This is a genomic window from Burkholderia sp. BCC1998 (assembly GCF_905339875.1).
GTDB lineage: Bacteria > Pseudomonadota > Gammaproteobacteria > Burkholderiales > Burkholderiaceae > Burkholderia.
Map to the genome: position 1 here is coordinate 1 of NZ_CAJPHE010000054.1, position 6,031 is coordinate 6,031.

The window sequence follows — 6,031 nt, forward strand, 5'->3', positions numbered from 1 at the left end:
TGTCGTTTATTGACGGCTTACGAACTACTAACACGAGCTCGCGGCTCATTGTGTAACAATGGCCTGCCCACCCGAAGTGCCCCCCAGTGCCCCTGTCCTGGATGGTCACACCATACGCTCAAACCACTCGGCGCGGGAACGCGAGGCACCGGCTATATCATGCCGGTTACGAGGGCTATCGAGAACATCAACTCGCAGTTGCGCAAGATCCTCGAGACCTAAGGGCACTCCGCGCTGATCAGGCTGCCCCCAAGCTCATCTGGCGGGTACTGCTCAACATCGCTGCCATGGGGCCGTGCCACTGATGACTGGAAGGACCGTTATGAACCCGTTCGCCATCCACTACGAGGATCGATTCGTTCGACCATTCGTGTGAATGTCAACCCGCCTCGAATACGGAAATCCGGGTATCCCGGCGTTTGCCAATGCTACCGCCCGTTGAAGCGGTAGCATTGAGTACTTACACTCCACCCACACACATGTACTTGATGACCATGTATTCGTCTATGCCGTAGTGCGAGCCTTCACGTCCGATGCCAGATTGCTTGACCCCGCCAAACGGTGCGACCTCGTTAGAAATCAGGCCAGTATTGACTCCGACCATACCGTACTCGAGTGCTTCTGCAACTCTCCAGATTCGGCCGATGTCGCGACTGTAGAAGTACGCAGCGAGACCAAATTCGGTGTCGTTTGCGAGTCTGACGACCTCATCATCGGTTGAGAAACGGAACAGCGGAGCGACCGGGCCGAATGTTTCCTCACGGGCAACCGCCATCTTGGCGGTTACGTCGACGAGGACAGTCGGTTCATAGAATCCATAGCCGAGTGCGTGTCTGTTGCCACCGGTTAGAATCCTGGCGCCCTTCGCGAGGGCATCTTGAATGTGTTCCTCGACCTTGAGCACCGCAGACTCGTTAATTAGCGGGCCCTGTGTAACTCCTTCAGTGGTACCGTGTCCAACTTTAAGTTGCTTTACAGCCTCTGCGAGCTTGCTTGCAAATAGATCATATACGCGGTCGTGAACGTAGAATCGATTGGTGCAGACACACGTTTGACCACTGTTTCGGTACTTCGACGCGATTGCACCGGCTACTGCGGCGTCGAGGTCGGCGTCGTCAAATACGATAAACGGAGCGTTTCCACCCAGCTCAAGGGAAAGTTTCTTGATAGTTGGCGCACACTGGGCCATCAGCGTGCTGCCTACTTCAGTGGACCCGGTGAAGGAGAGCTTGCGTACGATCGGGTTGCTAGTCAGTTCACCACCGATTACGCGTGAGCTTCCCGTGATTACGCTCAAGACTCCCTTGGGGACGCCGGCGCGTTCAGCAAGGACGGCCAGCGCGAGCGCGGAGAAAGGCGTTGCATCTGCCGGGCGAACAATAATCGTGCACCCAGCAGCTAATGCCGGTCCGACCTTACGGGTGATCATTGCTGCAGGGAAGTTCCAGGGGGTGATGGCCGCACAGACACCGATTGGCTCCTTAGTCACCACAATCCTGCGGTCGTTTGCGACCGTTGGGATAACGTCACCGTAAACCCGCTTCGCTTCCTCGCCGAACCATTCGATGAACGACGCGGCGTACTGGATCTCGCCCTTTGCTTCCGCAAGGGGTTTGCCCTGTTCCGTCGTGAGTATAAGTGCGAGATCGTCTGCATTTTCGATCATCAACTCATACCATCTGCGGAGGATGGTCGCTCGTTCTTTGGCAGTCTTGGAGCGCCACTTCGGCCATGCTTCGTTGGCTGCGGTGATGGCTTGACGCGTCTCTGCCACCCCCAGACGAGGTACGTGACCAATATGTTCGCCATTTGCTGGATTGGTAACCGAGAGGGTCGCGCCATCCTCTGCCGCAAGCCATTCTCCGCCGATGAAGGCTTTGCTTTGTAGAAGGGTTGGGTCTTTCAGATTCATCGCTGTACAGTATTTCAATTATTGAACATGCACGCCGGTGATGCCGACGTGCCAATAGCTCCGATCTTGCGGCTACGTGCAGTGTTACGCCGCGTGTGCAGCGGCGATCTTGATAGCTTCGTCGAGGATATCCAGAGCCTCGTCAAAGACAGGCTCCTGGATCGTCAGCGGGTACAAGAAGCGAATTACATTCGAGTAGACCCCACATACAAGCAGCAGAAGGCCTCGCTCAAGTGCAGCGGTTTGCACGCGCTTGGTGAACTCGGCATCACCTTCGCCCGTGTCGGGGTTACAGAACTCGATGGCATTCATTGCACCCGGTCCTCGGACTTCGGCGATCTGAGGTACATCAGGCTCAAGCGCATTGAGGCGGGCTTTGAGCTTGTTCCCGAGCTTCGTGGCGCGCTCGCAGAGCTTCTCTTCGTCGATGATCTCAAGGACTGCGTGAGCCGATGCGACGGCGAGCGGGTTCCCAGCATATGTGCCACCAAGGCCGCCAGGTGCCGCTGCATCCATTACTTCGGCACGCCCCACCACGCCAGACAGCGGCATACCGCCCGCCAGACTCTTAGCGATCGTCATAAGATCGGGGGCGACGTCGTAGTGCTCCATCGCGAACAGCTTGCCGGTACGGGCAAATCCCGTCTGAACTTCGTCCGCGATCAACAGAATGCCGTGCGTATCGCAGATTTTGCGCAGGCCGAGTACGAAGTCGGCTGGCGCTTGATAAAAGCCACCTTCGCCCTGAACGGGCTCGAAGATGATTGCGGCGACGCGTTTCGGTTCGATATCAGCCTTGAAAAGCATCTCGATGTGCTTGAGCGAGTCGGCCGTGCTAATGCCATGCACTGCGTTGGGGTACGGAGCGTGGTAGACGTCTGCCGGAAACGGGCCGAAACTCAATTTGTAAGGGGCAACCTTGCCCGTCAGTGCCATACCCATCATCGTGCGGCCGTGGAAGCCGCCGGAGAACGCGATCACTCCCGGACGGCCGGTCGATGCACGAGCAATTTTGATTGCATTTTCGACAGCTTCGGCGCCGGTCGTGAAGAACGCAGCCTTTTTGGTAAAACTCCCCGGCGCGCGCGCTGAGACAGCTTCCGCAAGCGACACATAAGACTCGTACGGTACGATTTGGTAAGCAGTGTGCGTAAAGCGCTCGAGCTGGTCCGTTATCGCTTTGACAATCTTCGGGTGGCGATGCCCGGTGTTACATACTGCGATGCCGGCGGCGAAATCGATGAACCGACGGCCTTCAACGTCCCAGAGCTCAGCGTTTTCGGCTCGTTCGGCATAGAAGTTGCACATTACGCCCACGCCACGCGGAGTTGCCGCGTTCTTACGGTTCTGCAGTTCAGAGTTGTTCATGATTTCCATCTGCGTAGAGGGTTGGGAGACTGCTCACCCCTCGCCATCGGTACCGACTTGAAGGGCATGCTTCGAGCAACTATACGTGTCTCTGGAGCCGGCAATCAGAGCCATTCTCGAAAATACCATGGAGCCATTTTTTTTGTCCATATGGTCAGTTCGTGGGTCTGCTCGATCAGTGCGAGTGATACATTCGAGCTTGGTTAAGCTACCTGCACGAAACGTCATGAAGGCTTGCGCGAGGGGGAAGAGCCTTGGGGATGCCAACGAAGATCGGCTCAGACACGTATCTTGCTCGGCATGGCTAGGCTTTCGAGTTTCGAAGTTCCATGCCCGTCTAGTCTGTTCGGCAGCGATCGGCGACAACGTGCGGCTTGGCGTCAGTCTCGAGGTGTGTTCGGTTCCAGACGTTGCTTAACGCAAAAATGAGGGGCGCGCGTCCTGTGCTCAGGGCGCTTGCGAAAAGCTCGCTTGTGTCCTGCGAACTGAAACAAAAGTGGTTCGTGTATCGAGAGTCTCCATGGCATAAGTTCAAGATTAGCCAGCGCGTTCTCTCAAGCGGATGTCATGCTCGTGCAGGGCTGTGGCGACGTATAACCATTAGTCTGTGCAGAAGGAACTGACGCAAGTGCGCCGGGTTATAAGGACATATTGCGAGCATTCCGACTTGGACGTTGCAATCTACAACTGATGAAAGGGGCGAGTGACGCGGGCGCCGATCTCGCCTCAGGTACTTTGCGAAAGTGATGGGTGACACTGACGATATGAAGGCGCGCGATAGCAATGGTCGTCTGAGCGTTGGCGGCTGCGGCATCTGGGAACTACCCTCAGATGCCGCAGTTACTATGCCGACAATTCAAAGTTGATCAGAACTTGTGGCGAATGCCGAGACGCACTGCCGCTTGGCGATCGCTATTCGATGGCGTCAACTGATTGATCGATGCGACCGCGGTTTTGCCTGTGGAATCAGTCCCATTAGCCTTTTGATAGGCTCCAATGAGGTAAAGGTCGGTCCGCTTTGAAAGGAAGTAGTCGACCCCCACCGATCCTTGATTGTATGTGGCGCCCCCTGCGCCAGCGCTGCCGCCACTTCTTGTGTACATATACGCTGCGCCGATAAGTAATGCTGGAGTGAACTGATATTTGAAATTTAACTCTGCGTTATTGAAAGTCGCAGTTCCAGAAATTCCTCTAGCAGGGACGAGGCCCGATGTAGAATCCCCGAGTCCCATATACTTGGTGTTGGAATAGTTTGCACCGAATGTCGAAGCTCCAATAGTGTATGCGGCTCCGGCCCCGATTACCTGGTAGGTATGAGTAGACGCATAGGCGGAAATAATCGGAGACGCCCCAAAATTTGATCCCGGCACTCCTGCGACTACTGACGCGGCCGTACCGCCTGCTCCATAGAACGATACATTTGGGTTGCGTACATTAAGATAACCGGCTGCTGCGACAAATGGCCCATTTGAATATCTCGCGCCAAGCGACCAGATCTGATTGCGGCTTACGTGTCCCGCCACTCCCCCGAGCGCGTACATGCCGCCAAAAGTGAACCCAGCCAACGTCGGACTGGTGAACTTAATCGCATTATTTGTGCGATTTGTGTTGTTAAAATTGTCGGTGTCTGACGGATGAGCATTAAGAGAACCACCCCACTGGGCGCCAATCGCCAAAGGGCCGAGATAGTCAACGACCGAATCGTACTGCCGGCCAATTGTTAGTGTTCCGTATGGGCTCGATACCCCGACGAACGCTTGGCGCCCGAATTCGAGGCCTCCTTGCCCAAGCTTTCCTGAATTTAGGTCAAAGCCATTTTCAAGCACGAATATGGCCGCGACTCCTCCGCCAAGAGCCTCGTTCCCGCGCAATCCCCAGCGGCTCCCATTCAAGACTCCACTCGAAAGATTGTACAGGCGCTCACCGTTTGCATTGCTGTTGTAGTTGATTCCCTCGTCGATAATTCCATAAAGCAGAATGCTGCTCTGCGCATGGGCGGTGTAACTTACTATTCCTAGTACAGTTGATGCGAGAAGAAGCTTCTTCATTAAATGATCTCCAATTGGTTTTGTGAGTGTGTTTGATTTTTTGGGTATGAGTTTTACTTTGTGTGGGGTTGGTGCATTGTTTTTGCATTGGGAGTATGGGTCTGGTGTATTTGTACTCCTTATGTTATTGATTGATGTGATATATAAATTGGATCGCCAACCATGAAATTCCAGAATTTCATTAGGATTTTATGGGGAGTGTTATTGGATTTCGAGTCGTCGTGATTCGATATTGTCGGGTGCGCTATCTCGAGATGAGCGAATGTGTGATAGGTGATGTCCCAATTTTTTGAGGGGGTTGTCGCGGAAATGGCAAATCATTCGGCGATAATAGATTTTAAGGTGCTTGGATTAATCCCATCCCAAGAAGCGGAAAGGAGGCGACGATGGTGATGCCAATTAAGAGTAAGACCAAGTGGTGCCAGATCGGTTGGGCGCCGTCGTCAAGGTTTGTATTGCCGATGGCGTAGTCACTGTAATAATCGGCGCCGAAGGGTGGTGAAAACAATCCCAGCCCCATAGAAATGGTCGCGATTATTGAGTAGTGCGATTCATGAATTTCAAGAACGTGTGCAATAGTCGTGCGGCTACGCCGGCAAACAGCGGCACGATGACGGTGACCAAATGGAATGCGCCGATTCATGAGACGGTGGATGCGAGGGGGCTCGATCGTCGGGCAGCGGGACTGCGAGTTGGACAGAGC

4 protein-coding genes are annotated in these 6,031 nt (G+C 54.5%); all 4 read right to left on the reverse strand.

Annotation, left to right across the window (positions count from 1 at the left end; all coding sequences use genetic code 11):
- Window positions 1-460: 460 nt before the first annotated feature.
- Window positions 461-1,912 carry an NADP-dependent succinate-semialdehyde dehydrogenase gene (gabD, locus tag U5A56_RS36585; RefSeq protein WP_321927338.1) on the reverse strand — a complete coding sequence of 484 codons (1,452 nt, stop codon included), beginning with the start codon at window positions 1,910-1,912 and terminating at the stop codon, window positions 461-463.
- Window positions 1,913-1,996: 84 nt separating this feature from the next.
- Window positions 1,997-3,280: a 4-aminobutyrate--2-oxoglutarate transaminase gene (gene gabT, locus U5A56_RS36590; protein ID WP_257776116.1), complete on the reverse strand. Its 1,284-nt coding sequence runs from the start codon at window positions 3,278-3,280 to the stop codon at window positions 1,997-1,999.
- Window positions 3,281-4,146: 866 nt separating this feature from the next.
- Window positions 4,147-5,328: a porin gene (locus tag U5A56_RS36595; protein WP_257776117.1), complete on the reverse strand. Its 1,182-nt coding sequence runs from the start codon at window positions 5,326-5,328 to the stop codon at window positions 4,147-4,149.
- 337 nt (window positions 5,329-5,665) lie between these two features.
- Window positions 5,666-6,031 (reverse strand): TRAP transporter large permease subunit (locus U5A56_RS36600; RefSeq protein ID WP_257776118.1); only part of this gene is annotated, 366 nt, incomplete at its 5' end.

What these genes read in the sequence shown, in the direction of transcription:
- gabD (WP_321927338.1), bottom strand. Translation starts at nt 1,912, where the DNA reads ATGAATCTGAAAGACCCAACCCTTCTACAAAGCAAAGCCTTCATCGGC.
- gabT (WP_257776116.1), bottom strand. Translation starts at nt 3,280, where the DNA reads ATGAACAACTCTGAACTGCAGAACCGTAAGAACGCGGCAACTCCGCGT.
- U5A56_RS36595 (WP_257776117.1), bottom strand. Translation starts at nt 5,328, where the DNA reads ATGAAGAAGCTTCTTCTCGCATCAACTGTACTAGGAATAGTAAGTTAC.